20 protein-coding genes are annotated in these 19694 nt (G+C 42.1%); 19 read left to right on the top strand and 1 reads right to left on the bottom strand.

Annotated features, from left to right (window positions below):
• Nucleotides 1-26 precede the first annotated feature (26 nt).
• The 19 genes from A6J84_RS05575 to dtd all read left to right on the top strand — a co-directional run bounded on the left by A6J84_RS05575 (nt 27) and on the right by dtd (nt 19142).
• On the top strand, nt 27-362 hold the full coding sequence (locus A6J84_RS05575; protein ID WP_042902790.1) for a nucleotide pyrophosphohydrolase: 336 nt from the start codon (nt 27-29) through the stop codon (nt 360-362).
• Nucleotides 362-2107, top strand: a complete 1746-nt coding sequence (locus A6J84_RS05570; RefSeq protein WP_042902789.1) for a DUF2075 domain-containing protein — start codon at nt 362-364, stop codon at nt 2105-2107. Before A6J84_RS05575 ends, A6J84_RS05570 begins: the two co-directional genes overlap by 1 nt.
• Before the next feature lie 53 nt (nt 2108-2160).
• Nucleotides 2161-2565 carry a YbgA family protein gene (locus A6J84_RS05565; protein ID WP_042903099.1) on the top strand — a complete coding sequence of 135 codons (405 nt, stop codon included), beginning with the start codon at nt 2161-2163 and terminating at the stop codon, nt 2563-2565.
• The gene (locus A6J84_RS05560; RefSeq protein ID WP_042902788.1) at nt 2549-2914 is read left to right on the top strand and encodes a TIGR02328 family protein; all 366 of its coding nucleotides are present in this window, start codon (nt 2549-2551) and stop codon (nt 2912-2914) included. Before A6J84_RS05565 ends, A6J84_RS05560 begins: the two co-directional genes overlap by 17 nt.
• Nucleotides 2915-3070: 156 nt before the next feature.
• Complete coding sequence (locus tag A6J84_RS05555; RefSeq protein WP_042902787.1) at nt 3071-3436, top strand: type II toxin-antitoxin system RelE/ParE family toxin; 366 nt, start codon at nt 3071-3073, stop codon at nt 3434-3436.
• Nucleotides 3426-3719, top strand: a complete 294-nt coding sequence (locus A6J84_RS05550) for a helix-turn-helix domain-containing protein (RefSeq protein WP_000797736.1) — start codon at nt 3426-3428, stop codon at nt 3717-3719. The genes A6J84_RS05555 and A6J84_RS05550 overlap by 11 nt, the downstream gene beginning before the upstream one ends.
• Before the next feature lie 353 nt (nt 3720-4072).
• The gene (metE, locus tag A6J84_RS05545) at nt 4073-6322 is read left to right on the top strand and encodes a 5-methyltetrahydropteroyltriglutamate--homocysteine S-methyltransferase (protein WP_042902786.1); all 2250 of its coding nucleotides are present in this window, start codon (nt 4073-4075) and stop codon (nt 6320-6322) included.
• A 94-nt stretch (nt 6323-6416) separates the two neighbouring features.
• Nucleotides 6417-7283 carry a methylenetetrahydrofolate reductase [NAD(P)H] gene (gene metF, locus A6J84_RS05540; protein WP_042903098.1) on the top strand — a complete coding sequence of 289 codons (867 nt, stop codon included), beginning with the start codon at nt 6417-6419 and terminating at the stop codon, nt 7281-7283.
• A gap of 763 nt (nt 7284-8046) precedes the next feature.
• A complete protein-coding gene (pnp, locus tag A6J84_RS05530) occupies nt 8047-10260 on the top strand; it encodes a polyribonucleotide nucleotidyltransferase (protein ID WP_070800070.1) in 2214 nt (737 codons plus the stop codon).
• 15 nt (nt 10261-10275) lie between these two features.
• Complete coding sequence (gene cysE / locus A6J84_RS05525) at nt 10276-10893, top strand: serine O-acetyltransferase (protein ID WP_070657773.1); 618 nt, start codon at nt 10276-10278, stop codon at nt 10891-10893.
• Between the two features lie 49 nt (nt 10894-10942).
• Entirely contained in the window at nt 10943-11143 is a 201-nt protein-coding gene (locus tag A6J84_RS05520; RefSeq protein ID WP_002882686.1) for a YdeI/OmpD-associated family protein, read from the top strand.
• 13 nt (nt 11144-11156) lie between these two features.
• Nucleotides 11157-11921, top strand: a complete 765-nt coding sequence (locus A6J84_RS05515; RefSeq protein ID WP_095726210.1) for a nucleoside phosphorylase — start codon at nt 11157-11159, stop codon at nt 11919-11921.
• Between the two features lie 8 nt (nt 11922-11929).
• Nucleotides 11930-12451, top strand: coding sequence for a dihydrofolate reductase family protein (locus A6J84_RS05510; RefSeq protein ID WP_000301981.1), 522 nt, complete (start codon nt 11930-11932; stop codon nt 12449-12451).
• Nucleotides 12452-12468: 17 nt separating this feature from the next.
• Entirely contained in the window at nt 12469-13812 is a 1344-nt protein-coding gene (gene cysS / locus A6J84_RS05505; RefSeq protein WP_095726209.1) for a cysteine--tRNA ligase, read from the top strand.
• Nucleotides 13805-14191, top strand: a complete 387-nt coding sequence (locus A6J84_RS05500) for a Mini-ribonuclease 3 (RefSeq protein WP_049477402.1) — start codon at nt 13805-13807, stop codon at nt 14189-14191. Before cysS ends, A6J84_RS05500 begins: the two co-directional genes overlap by 8 nt.
• Nucleotides 14192-14194: 3 nt before the next feature.
• Nucleotides 14195-15064: a helix-turn-helix domain-containing protein gene (locus A6J84_RS05495; RefSeq protein ID WP_049479096.1), complete on the top strand. Its 870-nt coding sequence runs from the start codon at nt 14195-14197 to the stop codon at nt 15062-15064.
• A gap of 113 nt (nt 15065-15177) precedes the next feature.
• A complete protein-coding gene (locus tag A6J84_RS05490) occupies nt 15178-16308 on the top strand; it encodes an ABC transporter ATP-binding protein (RefSeq protein ID WP_000229942.1) in 1131 nt (376 codons plus the stop codon).
• A gap of 144 nt (nt 16309-16452) precedes the next feature.
• Nucleotides 16453-18669 (top strand): RelA/SpoT family protein, encoded by a 2217-nt coding sequence (locus A6J84_RS05485; RefSeq protein ID WP_001123779.1) that lies wholly within the window; start codon nt 16453-16455, stop codon nt 18667-18669.
• A gap of 29 nt (nt 18670-18698) precedes the next feature.
• Nucleotides 18699-19142, top strand: a complete 444-nt coding sequence (gene dtd / locus A6J84_RS05480) for a D-aminoacyl-tRNA deacylase (protein ID WP_000691413.1) — start codon at nt 18699-18701, stop codon at nt 19140-19142.
• 31 nt (nt 19143-19173) lie between these two features.
• On the opposite strand, the gene A6J84_RS10225 is transcribed toward dtd, so the two are convergent.
• Nucleotides 19174-19587 (bottom strand): hypothetical protein, encoded by a 414-nt coding sequence (locus tag A6J84_RS10225; protein WP_000732787.1) that lies wholly within the window; start codon nt 19585-19587, stop codon nt 19174-19176.
• Nucleotides 19588-19694: the final 107 nt, after the last annotated feature.

Genomic DNA, 19694 nt, shown 5'->3' with positions numbered 1-19694 from the left:
TAGTAGATTTACATTGGAGAATTAAAATGAAGTCAACAATTGATAAAATTAATAAATTTCGAGATGACCGTGATTGGAGAAAATTTCATAATGAAAAAGATTTAGCAATTTCAATTTCGATCGAAGCGAGTGAACTTTTAGAATTATTTCAGTGGAAGCAGTCTGAAGAGGTCACTAGTAAATCATTGGGAAGAATAAAAGAGGAACTAGCCGATGTTCTAATTTATAGTTTTATGTTGGCTGATAATTTACAATTAGATGTAGAAAAGATTATTGAAGATAAATTAGTTGATAATAATCGGAAATATCCTGTTAAGTTAAGTAAAGGTAATAATAAAAAATATACTGAGTTGGAGAAATAATGGTTAAAATAAAAAGCCCAATAGTAAGAGAGATAGAGTATTCAAACAATTCGCTGGTAAATCTTAAAAGTCAACTTAAATCTAGTGAACATAAAAATGATATGAAACTTTTATTTGATTATCCAGTTGTCTATATTGTTAACGATAATAAGAATGATCAATTTAGTGTATATGTAGGTGAAACAGCTGATATAATTCGGCGAACTAGCCAGCACTTAACAGATGATATAAAGAAAGAAAACAGGGATGATTGGAGAGACTTTGCAACATCTTCTACAACGAAGATGTTTATAATTGGTCACAATCATTTTAATAAGTCTTTAACTCTAGACATTGAAAATCGTTTAATGCTTTATCTTTCAAGTGTTGGTAAAGTCATAAGAGTACAAAATAGAAAAGAGAATCCTCAAAATGAATATTATACATCTAATGAATTGGATTCAATTTTTTCAAAAGTTTGGCGTTCACTGAGAAAAAGAAATCAGTCATTATTTCCGATTGAGAGTATTGTTCGAAATTCAGCAATTTTTAAAGCATCTCCCTTTCATAAATTAACCGAAGAACAAATTGAAGCTAAAAATACTATCATAAATAAAATAATTGCTTCCATTAGTAAAAATCAAGAGGGAACCCTTATTCTGGTTAAAGGAGAAGCTGGAGCAGGGAAAACAGTTTTAATGAGTTCGTTGGTAGATGATTTATTAAATTCTGAAGATATTTCATTTATTAAAGATAATAATTACATTAATCTTATTGTAAATCATAATAACCAATTAAGTGTATATAAAGAAATTGAAAGAAAACTGAATTGGAATAGTGGTTCTAGTTTGGAAGTGGCAATGAAGCCTACTCAATTTTTAAATGCCTTGAGAAAAGAAAAGATTAAAGCAGGAGTGGTTATAGTTGACGAAGGGCATTTACTGCTTACTGCGAAAAATCAAGCATATCTTGGAGGAAATCATTTAATTGATTTATTAGCACAGTCGAAAGTAGTTGTTTTGGTTTATGATGATAAACAGATTATGAATAAATCTCAAATATGGACTGATAATACATTTTTTGAATTGGAGCATGAAGCTAATCTGGAAGGAAATTTAATTGAATTACGTAATCAAATGAGAATAAAAGCAAATCCTGAAACTGTCAATTGGATTAGAAGTATTATTGATGATTGTGAAATCAAAAAATTAACAAAAGATAAGCAATATGATATTAGAATTTTTGATTCTCCTTTTGAACTACAAAAAGCTATTAAGTTAAAGAATAAAGATCAAAAACTAGGTATTTCTAGATTAGTTGCAACATATGATTGGCCTTATGTTGAAGAAAAAAAGAAACAAGATAGACCAAAATGGTTTGTTGAAATCGGCGACTGGAAGGCTCCTTGGAATCAACAAATAAAGCCAGAGAAGAAAGACGCAAAATTATCTTGGATAGAGCAACCCCAAACAATTGATGAAATAGGCTCTACTTTTACGGTTCAGGGATTTGATTTGAATTACGCTGGGGTAATTATTGGTCCATCAGTTAAATACAGAAATGGTAAAATCATGTTTGATATTTCTGAAAGTAAAAATAAAGGTGCGGTTCAAAATAGAAAACTCGAAAATGGTGAAATGAAGAACTTTGGTGAAGATCTTTTGAAAAATGAATTAAATGTTTTATTAACTAGAGGAGTAAATGGACTTTATATATACGCAGTAGATGAAGAACTTCAAGAAGCTTTAAAAGAGGCAATTTTATAAGTACATAATGTAAGAAATAATGTTTTTGACTCAAACATGGTATAATGTCAATTATGACTAACAACAACCAACGTGCCCTTTGCCAACAACTCTGGGCTAGGAACAAATACCTCGTTTTGAGTCATTCTAGCAATATTTACAATGGGATTCGCCAATACTTGAAGAATGAACAGGTGGAGGTCAGCCATGTTCAAAACCTCATTGACCGTGCTTGCCAGATTCCAGAACACAGGGGTCAGGTTTGCAACGCTTTTCAGCATATTTGGGGCTATTTCAAAAATAAAGCGACCGATGCCGAGCGTAAGGACTATATGCTCTTGCTGGATCGCTACCGCTTTGGTCAGGCTTCTAAGGAGGACTTAATCGCTAAGACTCGAGACTTGCTTGATCGCTATCCAAATACCTACTTGCAACATTCGACTTTACTGAAAGGAGACTCCCATGAGACTTTGGCATGAGGCTTTGATTTCACAACTTCCCCGTCCGCAGCTCTTGGGGCAACATCGAGAGTGCTGCGCCCTGCGTGGCAATGGCTGGGGCAGAAAGCATGCGACGGTGGACTATGTCTTTAACCACTCGCCCTATCAACTCTATGCTTATCATCGCTTGATTATGGAGGAAATGGCTGGCCGTGGCTACAATGTCAGTCCAGAATGGCTGGACAAGAACTACCGTGGCAAAATTTGCCCAGCTTATGAAGACTTGCCTGAGGAAAAGTTGGACAATCCCATCTATAGTGAGCATGATGCAGAATACTATGAGGAGTGCCTGGCTAATCTCCGAGAGAAAGGCATTGAGCTGGAGTAAGAGTCAGGATTGGCTCCACATTATAACTCTTCTCGTAATTTTTTCGAATAATAAAGATGAGACCTTTAGAGTTTTTCTAAGGTCTCCTTTTTATGAGTATTAGGATTTACTTTTAATAACTTTTAAGTTATAATTAAATTGAAAAGAGGTTGCTTGGTGCATACAATTTACTTCTATAAGGACAAAAATGGAAATGAGCCAGTCTTAGATTATATGAGAGAATTGGCTAGAAAGAAGAGTAAGGACAGTCGCATCAAACTCAATAAACTAAACGACTATATCGAGTTGCTTAGTCAGCATGGGACTAGAACTGGTGAACCCTATATCAAACATTTGGAAGATGAGATTTGGGAACTACGACCTCTTAAGGATAGGATTTTATTTGTAGCATGGGTTGATGGGAGTTTTGTTCTTTTACATCATTTTGTTAAAAAGACTCAGAAAACTCCTAGGAGAGAGATTGATAAAGCCAAGCGTGAACTGAAAGACATAAAAGAAAGAGGGTTAAGTGATGAAGAATAGTGCTATTGGAAGTAATTGGAAAGATATCCGATCTGAACTCTTTACCAAGGAGGAAATCCTTGAAAGTGATATGCGAGTGGCTATCATGAGTGAGTTGATAGAAGCTAGACATGAGCAAGGTATTAGTCAGAAAAAGCTAGAAGAACTCAGTGGAGTAAGCCAGCCTGTTATAGCTAGGATGGAGACAGGAAAGACCAGTCCTCAGTTGGATACAGTCTTGAAAGTCTTAGCCAGTTTAGGAAAGACACTAGCAGTCGTCCCACTTGAACAGGAAAAAAGTTGATAGAGATGAGATTACTTGGTTGGCTAAAATCATCCACAGAACAATTTTACCTCCCGTCCGCACTTTTTCAGGGAAATATCAAAATTACCAAAGGATAACTAACCTATAGTCTTTTCTAATAGCATGCCATAGTCACTGATGAGAATCGTCAATAGCTCGTTTGAGCATTCTAACTAAAATACAGCAATAAAACAAGCAATACAAAGGATTTGAGACACTGGTCTCAAGTCTTTTTCTCTTGTTCAAAAAAGTGATATAGTTTCAAACTATATCAAAGCCTAATTATTTACAATTATACAGACAGTTTCTTTTCTGTTAAGATAGTTTCAACAACAAATTTTGGAGGACACATCATGTCAACTACGATCATCGGTTTCCCTCGTTTGGGCGAATTCCGCGAATTAAAATTTACAACTGAAAAATACTTTAGAAAAGAAATCTCAGAAGAAGAACTCTTGGCTGTGGCTAAAGAATTGCGTGCTAAACACTGGAACATTGTCAAAGAAAAAGGCATCACTGAAATCCCATCAAACGACTTTTCTCACTATGACAACTTCCTAGACGCGGCTTTCCTCTTCAACGTGGTGCCAGCTTCTGTTCAAAACTTGGAATTGTCAGACCTTGAGCGTTACTTTGCTTTGGCGCGTGGTTACCAAGGTGAAAAAGGGGATGTTCGTGCCCTTCCGATGAAGAAATGGTTCAACACCAACTACCACTACATCGTGCCTAAATTTGAAAAAGACACTCAAGTAAAATTGGCTGGTCACAAGATTTTTGATGAGTTCCAAGAAGCCAAAGAACTTGGATTGAACACTCGTCCTGTTCTTGTAGGTCCATTCACTTTCCTTCAATTGTCAGACTTTGAAGAAGGCGTGAAAGCAGAAGACTTCGTAGACAGCTTAGTAGCTGCTTACCAAGAAGTTTTTGCTAAATTGGCGGAGCTTGGTGCAACTCGCATCCAACTCGACGAAGCGGCTCTTGTCAAAGACTTGACAGCTGAAGAAAAAGCTCTCTTCTTGAACCTCTACAACAAGCTTTTGGCTGACAAAAAAGGTCTTGAAGTCTTGCTTCAAACTTACTTCGGAGACGTTCGTGACGTTTATGCTGACCTTGTGAAATTGCCAGTAGATGCCATCGGTCTTGACTTCGTTGAAGGTAAGAAAACTCTTGAACTCGTTAAAGGTGGCTTCCCAGCTGACAAGACTCTCTATGCAGGTATTGTCAATGGTAAAAACATCTGGCGTAACAACTATGAAAAGAGCTTGGCGATTCTTGAACAAATCCCAGCTGAAAACATCGTTTTGACTAGCTCATGCTCACTTCTTCATGTGCCATTTACAACTGCTAATGAAGAATTTGAACCAGCTATCTTGAACCACTTTGCATTTGCAGTTGAAAAATTGGATGAAATCCGTGACTTGGATGCTATCCGCAACGGTCAAGGTGCAGAAGCACTGGAAGCTAACAAAGAACTCTTTGCGGCTGAGCGTGTGGGTGAAAATGCAGAACTTCGTGCGCGCATCGCTGGGTTGACTGACGCAGACTACACTCGTTTGCCAGCCTTTGCAGAGCGTGAAGCTATCCAAGAAAAAGCCTTTAAACTTCCAGCTCTTCCAACAACAACCATCGGTTCATTCCCTCAAACAAAAGAAGTTCGTGCTAAACGTTTGGCCTTCCGTAAGGGTGAATTGTCACAAGAAGAGTACGACGCTTTCCTTGCTGAAACTATCGACGAATGGATCAAATGGCAAGAAGAAGTTGGATTTGACGTGCTTGTACACGGTGAGTTTGAGCGTAACGACATGGTTGAGTACTTCGGTCAAAACTTATCAGGTTACCTCTTCTCTAAGAATGGTTGGGTACAATCTTACGGTATGCGTGGGGTGAAACCACCAATCATCTGGGGTGATGTCACTCGTCTCAACCCAATCACTGTGAAATGGTCTAGCTACGCACAAAGTCGTACTGACAAACCTGTTAAGGGTATGTTGACTGGACCGGTTACCATCCTTAACTGGTCATTCCCACGTGAAGACATCTCTATCAAGGATTCTACTCTTCAAATCGCTCTTGCCATCAAGGATGAAGTGCTTGACCTTGAAGCTGCAGGTGTGAAAATCATCCAAATCGACGAGGCTGCTCTCCGTGAGAAATTGCCACTCCGTCGTAGCGACTGGTACGAAGACTACCTTGACTGGGCTATTCCAGCCTTCCGCTTGGTACACTCTACAGTAGCGCCAGACACACAAATCCACACTCACATGTGTTACTCAGAATTTACAGATATTATCCCAGCTATCGACAATATGGATGCGGACGTTATTTCCTTTGAAGCAAGCCGTTCAAACCTTGAAATCTTGGACGAACTCAAAGCGAAAAACTTCCAAACAGAAGTGGGACCTGGGGTTTACGATATCCACTCTCCTCGTGTGCCAAATGAAGGCGAAATCGACCACACAATCGATGCTATTCTTGCCAAAGTACCAAGCAAGAAAGTTTGGATCAACCCTGACTGTGGTTTGAAAACACGTGGTATTCCAGAAACAAAAGAAAGCTTGATCCGCCTTGTCGAAGCAGCAAAAGCTGCGCGTGAGAAATTATAAGATAAGATTTCTCTCTTGACCCTGACTGATCAAGGAACTGCTTGGCCCAAGCCGGCTTAGCAATCATGAAATCAAAAAGAAAAGGATAATGACTATGTCACGCCAAACGCCGTCACTTTCATTTGAAGTGTTCCCTCCAAACCCAGCTGTGGGTAATGATAATATTATTTCAGCCTTGCAGGATATGCGGGAGCTGACACCGCACTTTATCAGTGTGACCGCCAGCAATAATAAATTTAATATCAAGGAAACAACGGTTCGTTTGGCTGACTTTATCCAGAATGATTTGGCGATTCCAACTATTGCCCACTTGCCAGCCATCTATCTGACTAAGGACAAGGTTGCTGAAACCATTGCAGACTTGGATAAGGTTGGGGTACAGAAAATCTTGGCCTTGCGTGGGGATATTATCCCTGATGTGGAGCCACAAAAGGATTTCCGCTACGCAACGGATTTGATCGAGTTCATCAAGGAACAAGCCCCTCACTTTGATATTATTGGAGCTTGTTATCCTGAAGGGCATCCTGACTCGCCAAACCAGATCTCAGATATTCAAAATCTCAAGAAGAAAGTGGATGCAGGCTGTTCAAGCCTTGTAACGCAACTTTTCTTTGACAATGAGCGCTTCTATGATTTCCAAGACAAGTGTACCTTGGCAGGGATTGATGTTCCCATTCATGCGGGGATCATGCCCATTCTTAACCGTAACCAAGCGCTTCGTCTATTGAAAACGTGTGAGAATATCCACCTTCCACGTAAATTTAAGGCCATCTTAGACAAGTATGAGCATGACCCTGAGTCGCTCAGAGCAGCAGGACTTGCCTATGCCGTGGATCAGATCGTGGACTTGGTAACCCAGGATGTCGCAGGTGTGCATCTCTACACCATGAACAATGCTGAAACAGCAAAATACATCCACCAAGCAACCCATGCCTTGTTTAACCATCAGTCTTTAGGATAACAAAAAGCAAACCATTCTTCTCAGGTGAGGGGAATGGTTCCTTTTTAATAGAAAAGCCCGCACTTTTTAAGAAAAATATGATAAAATAGACTCTGTACGTACTTGATACAAAGATGAGGGTATTTAGGGTATTAAGGATTTTTTAATAGTTGATTAATTTTTAATCGAAATCTGATAATTGGTTCTATAATAAATACGAACGAAGTGAGTGTTAAAAGATATTTCACGCTATAGTGGTATCCTAGAGAATAACTCTGTTATTTTCTAGGACGGAATTTTTGAGACTTCAGGCTTAAAAATTAGGGATGAAATTCCGAAGGAAGTTGCTCCCGTCCGCACTGTGTCAGTGAAATATCAAAAAAATTCTTAATTGAATTTTGGTCTCATTTCTTAGGAAAAAAGATAAGCTTCCTAGCACTCATCGAGTGTGGCGTCACCTTCCTATTTTTCTATAGAAATGTTCGGCAAACCGAACCGTCCAAAATATCTTGATTAATTGAACACGCCTACAACTCTGTGGAAAAAGATAAATCTACCTAGGAGCAGTCGCTCCGTCGTTCGATTTCCTATTTTCCTTTGAGTTGCTTAACGGCTTAGTATCTTGAAAATTGAACTCGGCCGAAAAGCTGTGTAAAAAAGATAAACTGTCTTGTCTTTATCGAAGACTTCGCCAGTTTCCTATTTTTACTTTGCTTTTTGCGACCTTAGTATCTTGATCTTTGTAGGCAAGGCGTATAATTTCATCAATCCAAAGGGGATTAAAATGACAAAACAAGTGTTTCAAACGACTTTTGCGGGTCGTGAGTTGGTTGTAGAGACTGGTCAGGTTGCTAAGCAAGCAAATGGCGCAGTTGTCGTGCGTTACGGTGAGTCAACTGTCTTGACTGCGGCCGTGATGTCTAAGAAAATGGCAACTGGGGATTTCTTCCCACTCCAAGTCAATTACGAAGAAAAAATGTATGCAGCTGGGAAGTTTCCTGGTGGCTTTATGAAACGTGAAGGACGTCCTTCAACAGATGCGACTTTGACAGCGCGTTTGATTGACCGTCCAATCCGTCCAATGTTTGCGGAAGGTTTCCGTAATGAAGTCCAAGTCATCAACACAGTTCTTTCTTACGATGAAAATGCTTCTGCACCAATGGCAGCAATGTTTGGATCATCATTGGCACTTTCTATCTCAGACATTCCATTTGACGGACCAATTGCTGGGGTACAAGTAGGTTATGTAGATGGCCAAATCATCATCAACCCTACTCAAGAACAAGCAGAGCGTTCGCTTCTTGAATTGACAGTAGCTGGGACCAAACACGCTATCAATATGGTGGAGTCTGGTGCCAAAGAATTGTCAGAAGAAATCATGTTGGAAGCCCTTCTTAAAGGTCACGAAGCTGTTAAAGAATTGATTGCCTTCCAAGAGGAGATCGTTGCGGCAGTTGGTAAGGAAAAAGCAGAAGTGGAATTGCTTCATGTAGATGCTGAATTGCAAGCTGAAATCATCGCAGCCTACAACAGTGATCTCCAAAAAGCGGTTCAAGTAGAAGAAAAATTGGCTCGTGAAGCTGCAACTCAAGCAGTTAAGGACCAAGTGACTGCTGTTTATGAAGAAAAATATGCAGACCACGAAGAATGTGATCGTATCATGCGTGATGTGGCTGAAATCTTGGAACAAATGGAACACGCTGAAGTGCGCCGTTTGATCACAGAAGACAAGGTGCGTCCTGACGGTCGTAAGGTTGATGAAATCCGTCCATTGGATGCGGTTGTTGACTTTCTTCCTCGTGTGCACGGTTCAGGTCTCTTTACTCGTGGCCAAACTCAAGCCCTTTCAGTCTTGACCTTGGCGCCAATGGGAGAAACTCAAATCATCGATGGTTTGGACCCAGAGTACAAGAAACGCTTTATGCACCACTATAACTTCCCTCAATACTCTGTAGGGGAAACAGGTCGTTATGGTGCACCAGGTCGTCGTGAAATCGGTCACGGTGCTCTCGGTGAGCGTGCCCTTGCTCAAGTCTTGCCAAGTTTGGAAGAATTCCCGTATGCGATCCGCTTGGTAGCTGAGGTTTTGGAATCAAACGGTTCTTCATCTCAAGCCTCTATCTGTGCGGGAACTCTTGCCCTTATGGCTGGTGGTGTGCCAATCAAGGCGCCAGTAGCTGGTATTGCTATGGGACTTATCTCAGATGGAAATAACTATACAGTATTGACAGATATCCAAGGTTTGGAAGACCACTTTGGAGACATGGACTTTAAGGTTGCAGGTACTCGTGACGGGATTACAGCTCTTCAAATGGATATCAAGATTCAAGGAATTACTGCTGAAATCTTGACAGAAGCCCTTGCCCAAGCCAAGAAAGCGCGTTTTGAAATCCTTGATGTGATTCAAGCAACTATTCCAGAAGTTCGTCCAGAATTGGCTCCAACTGCTCCAAAAATTGACACCATCAAGATTGATGTGGACAAGATCAAGATTGTCATCGGTAAGGGTGGAGAAACCATCGACAAGATTATCGCTGAAACAGGCGTTAAGATTGATATCGACGAAGAAGGTAATGTTTCTATCTACTCTAGCGACCAAGATGCCATTAACCGAACCAAAGAAATCATCGCTGGCTTGGTCCGTGAAGCTAAAGTGGATGAAGTTTACCATGCGAAGGTTGTTCGTATCGAGAAATTTGGTGCCTTTGTCAACCTCTTTGATAAGACAGATGCACTTGTGCACATTTCTGAAATGGCTTGGACTCGTACCAACCGTGTCGAGGATTTGGTAGCTATCGGTGATGAAGTTGATGTTAAGGTTATCAAGATTGATGAAAAAGGCCGTATCGATGCCTCTATGAAGGCTCTTCTTCCTCGTCCACCAAAACCTGAGCATGATGAAAAAGGCGAAAAGTCTGAGAGACCTCACCGTCCACGTCATCACAAGGACCACAAATCGAAGAAAGAATTTACAGAAACACCAAAAGATTCAGAATAAGAAAAGGAGAAATGTATGGGATGGTGGCGCGAAACCATTGATATTGTAAAAGAAAATGATCCAGCGGCACGCAACAGTTTGGAAGTTTTGCTGACTTATCCAGGTGTCAAGGCCTTAGCTGCCCACCGTCTCTCGCATTTTCTCTGGAAGCACGGCTTCAAACTCCTGGCTCGTATGCACAGTCAGTTTTGGCGCTTTTGGACTCAGATAGAGATTCATCCGGGTGCTCAGATAGAATCAGGTGTTTTTATCGACCATGGTTCAGGTCTGGTGATTGGAGAGACGGCGATTGTTGAAAAAGGCGTTCTTCTCTATCACGGAGTGACTCTTGGTGGAACAGGGAAGGATGTTGGCAAACGCCATCCGACTGTTCGAAAAGGGGCGCTGATTTCGGCCCACGCTCAGGTGATTGGCCCTATTGAAATTGGAGAGAAAGCCAAAGTTGGGGCGGGTGCAGTGGTTGTGGCAGATGTTCCGAGCGATGTGACAGTTGTCGGAATCCCAGCTAAGATCGTCCGAGTTCATGGACAGAAAGATGAGCCGACGATCCACGAAGTTGAAGAAAAACGAGAATACTATCTAGACAAGCTAGAGCATGCCCGTGAAGCCAGTCACCATTCATCAAGTCTGTAGGATAGGGTAGCAAAGTTATCGAGGTGAAGTATGACAGGAGGTAAGAACTATGTCAGATTTATCAGATGCAATTTTGAACCAGGCAGTTCTTGAGTTGCAAGAACGCTTGGATGGTCTTGCTAAGGAGCGCTTTATTAAACTGCCACCTAGCCACCAGCGTGAATGGGCTCATTATATCAGTGAAGCCAAAAAAGATGAGACCAAACTGCGCCGTCTAAATAAAATGAAGGCGGATTTGCTGGAGCCTTAAAGAAAGAGAAGTTATGCTATTAGAGGAGTTTGAAGATGTAGCAGCAGTTATTGAGCCAACTGAAAAGCCAGTCCATGACAAGGGAGAGGTATGCGAAACCATCATCTTGTCCTTTAATGGCGAAATTCTGAAACGTTTGATTGAGTCAGAAGATGTCTATCCGGGAGGCTATTTGAAAAGCATAAACGGCCATCATCCATGGTATATTTATGGGCAAGGACCTAGCAAGCTAGCAGTTATGTTGGCTCCAATTGGGGCTCCGATGATAGTCGGCCAGCTGGAGGAGTTGGCGGCCAGAGGCTTCAAAAATTTTATCATTTTAGGTTCCTGTGGCGTTTTGGACCGCTCAATTGAGGCGGATAAAATTATCCTGCCTGCGGCTGCATTGCGAGATGAAGGAACTAGCTATCACTATGCCCCACCAGGTGACGAAGTAACCTATGACGAGTCTCTGCTGATCGAGCTGGAAGCCATCTTTGACAAGCACAATATTGAGCATATCCGCACCAAGTCTTGGACGACTGATGCCTTTTATCGGGAAACGCCTGATAAGGTCAAGCGTCGCTTGGCTGCTGGTGCACAAGTGGTGGACATGGAAGCTTCAGCTATCATGGCTTGGAGTCAATTTCGCAAGAGTAAAGTCTATCAGTTCTTCTACACAGCTGACTATGTGGATCATCATAACCGAACCTGGGATGCCCGCCATGAAGAGCGGACAGCTGAAGCCATGACTTTTTTCGCTATCGCTTTGATAATAGCCAAGGAACTAGAAAGGTAACTACAAGAATGGCAGTATATTTTTACGGCTGTATCACCATGGATGGCTACTTGGCAGACAGCCAGCATAGGATAGACTGGCTGCATCAGCTTGGTTCTGTAGAGGATACAGGCTATGATGACTTTTACAGGCAAATGGATATCACCATCATGGGCAAGCGGACCTTTGAGGAAATCCAAGATTTGCAAGATGTAGAAAGTTTTTATCAAGCTACGGAAAATTATGTCTTTACGCATGATAGGCACCTGCCTGTCAGCAATTACCAGCCAGTAGCTGGGGATGTGGTGGACTTTGTTCGCCAGATTGACAAAGGCAAAAATGTCTTTGTGATTGGTGGTAATTCCTTGGTAGGACCGCTCTTGGATGCGGATCTTTTCGACCACCTCATTATTCAGATAGCGCCCCTTATCCTAGGAAAGGGGGTTCCCCTCTTTACCCAAGAGGAAGGGCAGCGCTTTTACCAACTGGATAGCCTCAGACAATTTGGCCCATTTGCAGAGCTGGTTTTCAGCCGAAAAAGTCAGAAATAGAGAAGGGAGTGGACCGCATGATTAAAATTTACGACACCATGTCTCGTGATTTGCGAGAATTTGTCCCAATCGAAGAAGGAAAGGTTCGCATGTATGTCTGTGGGCCAACGGTATACAACTATATCCACGTAGGGAATGCCCGATCGACGGTGGCTTTTGATACCATTCGCCGTTATTTTGAGTACCGTGGGTATGAGGTTGCCTATATTTCCAATTTCACAGATGTGGATGATAAGATTATCAACCGTGCCAAGGAAGAAGGTATCACGCCTCAGGAGGTTGCGGACAAGTATATCGCTGCCTTTCGTGAGGATGTGACAGCTTTGGGCGTCAAACCTGCGACTCGCCATCCGCGCGTAGTAGAGTTTATGGCTGACATCATTCGTTTTGTGGAAGACTTGATTGAAAAAGGTTATGCTTACGAGAGTCAAGGAGATGTTTACTTCCGCGTGGAAAAATCTCACAACTATGCTAAGTTGGCTAATAAAACCTTGGAAGATTTGGAGCTAGGTGCTTCAGGTCGTACCGATGAAGAAACAGCTCGCAAGGAAAATCCTGTAGACTTTGCCCTTTGGAAAGCTGCAAAACCAGGCGAGATTTCTTGGGACAGTCCTTGGGGACCTGGTCGTCCGGGCTGGCATATCGAGTGTTCGGTCATGTCGACAGAGATTCTAGGTGATACTATTGATATTCACGGTGGGGGAGCCGATCTGGAGTTTCCGCATCATACCAATGAAATTGCCCAGTCAGAAGCAAAAACAGGCAAGACTTTTGCTAACTACTGGATGCATAATGGCTTTGTCAATATCGACAATGTCAAGATGTCCAAGTCTTTGGGCAACTTCATTACGGTACACGATGCCCTCAAAACCATCGATGGCCAAGTGCTTCGTTTCTTCTTTGCCACTCAGCATTACCGCAAGCCTATCAACTTTACCGAAAAAGCAGTGCGGGATGCAGAGACTAATCTCAAGTATCTGAAGAACACTTACGAGCAACCATTTACAGGAAATGTGGATGCACAAGAACTCCAAGCTTTTAAAGATAAGTTTGTAGCTGCTATGGATGAGGATTTCAACTCTGCCAACGGTATCACAGTTGTCTTTGAAATGGCCAAGTGGATCAATTCTGGCAACTATGATGCAAGTGTTAAGAAAGCTCTTGCAGATATGTTGGAAGTCTTTGGAATTGTCTTTGTAGAGGAAGTTTTGGATGCAGACATTGAAGCCTTGATTCAAAAGCGTCAAGAAGCGCGTGCCAATCGTGACTTTGCGACAGCAGACCAAATCCGTGACCAACTAGCTGCTCAAGGGATTAAACTACTGGATACAAAAGATGGAGTGAGGTGGACACGTGATTGATGTCAATCTCATTAATGGGATTGCGCTAGCTTTTGAGGGGGATGCGGTGTATTCTATGTATATCCGCCGTCACCTCATCCTCAAAGGTATGACCAAGCCCAATAAACTCCATCAAGAGGCAACTAAGTATGTGTCAGCCAAGGCTCAAGCTCGTTTGATTTCCCTCATGTTGGAGGAGCAAGTCCTGACGGAAAAAGAAGAAGAAATCTATAAACGGGGACGTAACACCAATAGCCACACAAAGGCTAAAAATGCAGATGTCGTGACTTATCGTATGTCCACGGGATTTGAAGCGGTCATGGGCTATCTCCATCTGACTGAAAATCTGGAGCGTCTAGAGACCATAATTTCTTGGTGCATCCAAAAAGTGGAGGGCTAGAATATGATTGCAAAGGAATTACAAGACTGGTTTCCTGAAGCTCAGATTTCAGATCAGCCAGTAGAGAAACCAGGCTATCTCACTCTCCCTTTAGCTTCTCAGCAGTGGATTTTACTGGAGGAAGATGGGCTCAGCGAGCGTGAAAAGCAGCTGGTTGCCCTTTTGACCCAGCAAGAGCAGGCTCGTTCGCTCAATCCTTGGTATCCCTATCTGATCGAGGGGAAGGGGCAGGCACCGCAAACTTTCAAAAAGATTCAGCTGGTTTATTGCCATCTTTCCTATTTCCAACAGGAAAATCTATCCTCTTGGCTAGATATGATGCAAACTCTCTTTCCCAACTGCCAGACAGTATTGCAGGTCGGTGCTCAGGATTATGTATTTGTTCTTCAACAAGATAAGTACACCTCTGTTCGCTCGATTTTATCTGATACGATTGAAGCGGTTGAGTATGATTTTGGCCTTCGTCTGTCGATCATGTTGGGGCAGGTTTGGTCTCAGACAGGCCATCAAGCCCTATCAGACTTGATCAAAGCGGAGCGAGATTTGTTTAAGGCTTGGTGGCGTCAGGGGCATCAAGGTGTACACACCTTTTCACAGCTCTATCTGTGGACTATGGGAGAAAGGCTTGTGGACCTGAGAGTCATTAAAGACTGCCTACACCAGATGATTTTGGATCAGGATCAGATTCAGGAGATTATTCTTTCTCTCTGGGAAAACAGTGCTGTCCTAACTAAAACAGCCCAGCAACTCTATCTGCACCGCAATTCTCTCCAATACAAGATTGACAAATGGGAAGAATTGACAGGGCTACAGTTGAAGGAGTTGACGGATCTCACTCTTTGTTATCAGTTGATTTTACCAGATATTCTTTAAAGTTTTGTGCAAGTTGCACAGAACTTTTTTATTTTTTTGGTCACCTTGCCATAGAAAAATAAAGCGTTTTCATCTATAATAAAACTATCAAAAGACAAAAGGAGTTCACCTCGATGGTAGAATTAAATCTTAAAAACATTTACAAAAAATATCCAAACAGCGAACACTACTCAGTTGAAGACTTCAACTTGGACATCAAAGACAAGGAATTTATCGTTTTCGTAGGTCCTTCAGGATGTGGTAAATCAACAACTCTTCGTATGATTGCTGGTCTTGAAGACATTACAGAAGGTACTGCATCTATCGATGGCGTGGTTGTCAACGACGTAGCTCCAAAAGACCGTGACATCGCCATGGTATTCCAAAACTACGCTCTTTACCCACACATGACTGTGTATGACAACATGGCTTTTGGTTTGAAATTGCGTAAGTACAGCAAAGAAGACATCGACAAACGTGTGCAAGAAGCAGCAGCAATCCTTGGTTTGAAAGAATTCTTGGATCGTAAACCAGCTGACCTTTCAGGTGGTCAACGTCAACGTGTTGCCATGGGTCGTGCTATCGTCCGTGATGCAAAAGTGTTCTTGATGGACGAACCTTTGTCAAACTTGGATGCCAAACTTCGTGTATCAATGCGTGCTGAAATTGCGAAAATCCACCGTCGTATCGGAGCTACAACTATCTACGTAACCCACGACCAAACAGAAGCGATGACACTTGCAGACCGTATCGTTATCATGTCAGCAACTAAGAACCCTGCTGGTACAGGTACTATCGGACGTGTTGAACAAATCGGTACACCTCAAGAAGTTTACAAAAACCCAGTTAACAAATTTGTAGCAGGATTTATCGGAAGCCCAGCTATGAACTTCATCAATGTGAAATTGGTTGGTAGCGAAATTGTTTCTGACGGTTTCCGCTTGAAAGTGCCAGAAGGTGCTTTGAAAGTTCTTCGTGACAAAGGCTACGAAGGAAAAGACTTGATCTTCGGTATTCGTCCAGAAGATGTGAATGCAGAACCTGCTTTCCTTGAAACATTCCCAGAATCAGTGGTTAAAGCAACCATCTCTGTATCAGAATTGCTTGGTTCAGAATCTCACCTTTACTGCCAAGTTGGTAAAGATGAGTTTGTTGCCAAAGTGGATGCTCGTGACTACTTGCAAACGGGTGCAACAGTTGAACTTGGATTTGACTTGAACAAAGCACACTTCTTTGATGTAGAAACTGAAAAAACAGTCTACTAAGATAAATAGAATAGCAAAGCACTGCAGAGTTTCTCTTGCAGTGTTTTTTCTTTTAAATGCACAGGCTCGGCATGAAAACAGGCTTTTCTAGTTTTAATATTCTTAAAAAAGTGATAAAATGGTAGGAAGAATTGGAGAGTATAGATGCCGAAAGAAGTGAATTTGACGGGCGATCAGGTAGTCGCTTTAACGAGAGAATATTTAACAAAGGAAGACGTTGCTTTTGTACAAAAAGCATTGATTTACGCAGTTGATTGTCATAGTGGGCAGTTTCGGAAATCAGGTGAGCCCTATATTATCCATCCCATTCAGGTAGCAGGGATTCTGGCTAAGCTCAAGCTGGATGCCGTAACCGTTGCCTGTGGTTTTTTGCATGACGTGGTTGAAGACACAGATGCGACACTGGATGATTTGGAAAGAGAGTTCGGTCATGATGTTCGGATTATCGTTGATGGGGTGACCAAGCTTGGTAAGGTTGAGTACAAATCACTTGAGGAACAATTGGCTGAAAATCACCGCAAGATGCTTATGGCCATGTCTGAGGATATCCGTGTTATCTTGGTTAAATTATCGGACCGTTTGCATAATATGCGGACTCTCAAACACCTGCGAAAGGACAAGCAGGAACGGATCTCCAGAGAAACCATGGAAATTTACGCACCACTTGCTCATCGTCTAGGGATTTCCAGTGTCAAGTGGGAGTTGGAAGATCTATCTTTCCGTTACCTCAATCCAACTGAGTTTTACAAGATTACCCACATGATGAAAGAAAAACGCAGAGAACGTGAGGCTCTGGTCGACGAAGTCGTAACCAAGTTGGAGGACTATGCTACCGAACGCAATCTCAAAGGGAAAATCTATGGTCGTCCTAAGCATATCTATTCGATCTATCGCAAGATGCAGGATAAGAAGAAACGCTTTGAGGAAATTTATGACCTGATTGCCATTCGCTGTATCTTAGATACCCAGAGTGATGTTTACGCCATGCTGGGTTATGTGCATGAACTTTGGAAACCTATGCCAGGTCGCTTCAAAGACTATATCGCTAACCGCAAGGCCAACGGTTACCAGTCTATCCATACAACTGTTTATGGACCAAAAGGGCCGATTGAATTCCAGATTCGGACCAAGGAAATGCACGAGGTGGCTGAGTACGGGGTAGCAGCTCACTGGGCTTATAAGAAAGGCATTAAAGGGCAGGTCAACAGCAAGGAATCTGCTATTGGAATGAACTGGATCAAGGAGATGATGGAGCTCCAAGACCAGGCTGATGATGCAAAGGAATTTGTGGACTCTGTTAAAGAAAACTATCTGGCGGAGGAGATTTACGTCTTTACTCCTGATGGTGCGGTTCGCTCCCTACCAAAAGATTCAGGACCGATTGACTTTGCCTATGAGATCCATACCAAAGTCGGTGAAAAAGCGACTGGTGCAAAGGTCAATGGCCGTATGGTTCCACTGACAACCAAGCTCAAGACAGGGGATCAGGTTGAAATTATCACCAATCCCAACTCCTTTGGTCCGAGTCGTGACTGGCTCAACATGGTCAAGACCAGCAAGGCGCGCAACAAGATTCGTCAGTTCTTTAAAAATCAAGACAAGGAATTATCCGTTAACAAGGGCCGTGAAATGTTGATGGCCCAATTCCAAGAAAACGGCTATGTAGCCAATAAATTCATGGACAAGCGTCACATGGACGAGGTTCTTCAAAAGACCAGCTACAAGACAGAGGAAGCCCTCTATGCAGCCATTGGTTTTGGAGAAATTGGCGCTATTACCGTCTTTAACCGTTTGACTGAAAAGGAACGCCGCGAGGAAGAACGTGCCAAGGCCAAGGCGGAAGCAGAAGAGCTTGTCAAAGGTGGCGAAGTTAAGGTTGAAAATAAAGAAACCCTCAAGGTCAAGCATGAGGGTGGTGTGGTCATTGAAGGGGCTTCAGGTCTCCTAGTTCGGATTGCTAAGTGTTGCAATCCAGTGCCAGGTGACGACATTGTCGGCTACATTACTAAGGGACGCGGTGTAGCTATTCACCGTGTGGATTGTATGAATCTCCGTGCCCAAGAAAACTATGAGCAACGTCTCCTTGATGTGGAATGGGAAGATCAATTCTCAAGCAAGGAATACACTGCCCACATCGATATCTATGGTCTCAACCGTACAGGACTCTTAAATGATGTTCTGCAAGTTCTCTCCAACACAACTAAGAATATCTCAACCGTTAATGCTCAACCAACCAAGGATATGAAATTTGCTAATATCCATGTCTCATTTGGTATTTCCAACCTCTCTACACTGACCACAGTCGTGGATAAGATTAAGAGTGTGCCAGAGGTTTACTCTGTTAAACGGACTAATGGCTAATTGTCCTAGCTCTTACTAGAAAGGCTATTATGAAAATCATTATCCAACGGGTTAAAAAAGCTCAAGTCAGTATCGAAGGTCAGGTTCATGGAAAGATCAATCAGGGACTCTTATTGCTGGTCGGTGTTGGTCCAGAGGACCAAGAGGAAGATTTGGACTATGCTGTGAGAAAGCTCGTCAACATGCGGATTTTTTCAGACGCAGAAGGCAAGATGAATCTGTCTGTCAAGGATATTGAAGGGGAAATCCTTTCTATTTCCCAGTTTACCCTCTTTGCGGATACCAAGAAAGGCAATCGTCCCGCCTTTACAGGTGCAGCCAAGCCGGATATAGCAACTGCCTTCTATGAGTTTTTCAATCAAAAGCTAGCTCAGGAAGTACCTGTTCAGACAGGCATCTTTGGAGCGGATATGCAGGTGGAGCTGGTAAATGATGGGCCAGTTACCATCATTCTTGATACTAAAAATAGATAAGAAAACCAAGCCCAGTTGGCTTGGTTTTTGTTTATAGACACTCCCAGAAGGCGATGTGTTTGTTGTAAAAGTCGGGATAGTTTTCTCTTAGGTGGCTAGCCGTCATATAATATAAAGTAGAATGACAGGAAGTAAAGACTGGAGTAAGAGAGTAGAAATATTGAGGGTCAGTGATGGCTAAAAAGACAAATAATAGAAAATCGCTGATGAGCACTCCTAAATAGTAGAAGCGAATTTTTTTGTTCATCTGAGGATAAATCTCAGAGAACTGTTTTTTGAGTCGATTGACCAAGCGAAATAGCAGTAGTCCTTGAGCAAGGATGAAAATGAAGCAAAAAATCAGGCCTCTCTCCAAAGAAAGTTCGTATCGGGGTCTGAAAGTTACCAACAGTAGCAAATCGCTGACTACAATGGCTGCAAAATGGATTCTAAAGAGCTTTTTCATAGGAAGACCTCCCTCTTTTATCTAGCTTCATTCTACATCAAACGAATGGAACTTACAACTAAAATAATAAAAAATCCCTGAAAGGAATTTCTTTCAAGGATAAGGGC

Origin of the sequence: Streptococcus sp. FDAARGOS_256 (assembly GCF_002289235.2) — a bacterium.
Taxonomy (GTDB): Bacteria; Bacillota; Bacilli; order Lactobacillales; family Streptococcaceae; genus Streptococcus.
The sequence above is the reverse complement of the archived record's forward strand: the minus strand, read 5'-3'. Positions and strand labels throughout refer to the sequence as shown.